This is a genomic window from Caballeronia sp. EK, from assembly GCF_014384845.1.
In the GTDB taxonomy this organism is placed as follows: Bacteria; Pseudomonadota; Gammaproteobacteria; order Burkholderiales; family Burkholderiaceae; genus Caballeronia; species Caballeronia jiangsuensis.
Genome location: NZ_JACSUE010000072.1, coordinates 1 through 1,411, shown reverse-complemented (window position 1 = coordinate 1,411; position 1,411 = coordinate 1). Strand labels below are relative to the sequence as shown.

Genomic DNA, 1,411 nt, shown 5'->3' with positions numbered 1-1,411 from the left:
GGCTCTTTTGAAAACGAAGTGGGTAATGGCTCTCAGCGGGCATGCGAGTTGAATGCGGAGAAGTCGAGTTTGCCAGCGATAAGAAACAGCACCGTTCGCATGGTTGCGAAGCGCGTGTAGCCACGCGCCTTGCGCTTGGCGGCCTGAAACAAGCCGTTGATGGCTTCGATAAAGCCGTTGGTCTGTCGGGTCTGGGTCCACGCAATGATGCCGTCGAAGTGTCGGCGAATCAATCGTGCGACGTCCTTCATCGGTTCGACTTTCGAACGCATGACGTTGGTGCACCACTGCCGCAACAATTCGGAGACGACATGAATTTGCTTGCGTTCGAGAATCTCGCGCAGCTGCTCGCGATACAACCAAGCGCGGGCCGTTCGCTTGGTGGTGTACTGCTTGAGAAGCGCCTCGAGGTCCGTCAATTGCGCGAGGTTCAGCTTGTTGGCGTCCTTAAGCAGTGTCCAGCGCATCCCTTTAAGTTCTGGGTCGGCTTTCTGTTGTTGGCGCCGTACCGTATCGAGCGCCTTGGATGCATGGGCGATGACGTGAAACTTGTCGAATGTCACTCGCGCATTGGGCAGATGTTCGCCGACGCCTTTGATGAACGCGGGCGACATGTCGATGCTCACGGAGGTCACTTGCTCAGGCGTGCCGAGATGCTGGCTAAGGTGGGCTGCAAAGCTCTCAATCGTCTTCGCGTCACGGCCAGGCGTGACGAATACGACGCGCCGAGCCTGCATATCGGCGACCAGGGTCAGATACTCGTGGCCTCGCCGGTACGAGGTTTCGTCGATGGCCACCGAGCCGACGTCCGACAGGTTCGCCGACGCCAGCGCGAGTTCCACATAGCGCGAGCAGATGGCATGCACCCGATGCCACGACAGATTGACGATGCGCGCCACTGCGGCAAACGGCATCTGCTGCGCCAGCATCAGCACCAGCGCCTCGAACAGCAACGTGAAACCGTCGAGTTGGCCGACCCATTCCGGCGCGACCAGCCGCACCGAGCCATCGGGCAAGCGCACGCGCGGCACACGCACTTCCAGATAGCACTCGTGCTGGAAGAAATTCAGGTGGCGCAGCCGCTTGATTTGCGTGTCGTGCACTGGATGCTCACCGGCGAGCCCGGAGTAGGCGAAGCGACTTCCTGCGACAAAGTCCACCGCAATCGTCAGTTGTCGTTTGGCCGTATCAAAGTCGACACCTTGCACGTACCACGGTGCCTTGATTCCCAGGGCGGCTTCAAAGAGTTGATTCGTCATTGTTCGCGTGGTCTTGCATGGCTGGTTGCCGCATTCTGCCGCAACCAGCCATGTTCCAGCTTGTCGATGCAAAGCGCCTCAAGGGTTCGCTGCTCCGGGCTCCCGCCCGCCCTTGACCCGCACAAACACCCACTCTGAATTCAAAAGAGGCT

At 59.3% G+C, this 1,411-nt stretch carries 1 protein-coding gene; it reads right to left on the bottom strand.

Going from position 1 to position 1,411, the window contains the following annotated elements:
• Positions 1-32: 32 nt before the first annotated feature.
• The gene (locus IAG25_RS41110; RefSeq protein ID WP_187609892.1) at positions 33-1,259 is read right to left on the bottom strand and encodes an ISL3 family transposase; all 1,227 of its coding nucleotides are present in this window, start codon (positions 1,257-1,259) and stop codon (positions 33-35) included.
• Positions 1,260-1,411 lie beyond the last annotated feature (152 nt).

Excerpts from the sequence above, each read along its gene's own strand:
- IAG25_RS41110 (WP_187609892.1), bottom strand. The coding sequence starts at position 1,259 with ATGACGAATCAACTCTTTGAAGCCGCCCTGGGAATCAAGGCACCGTGG.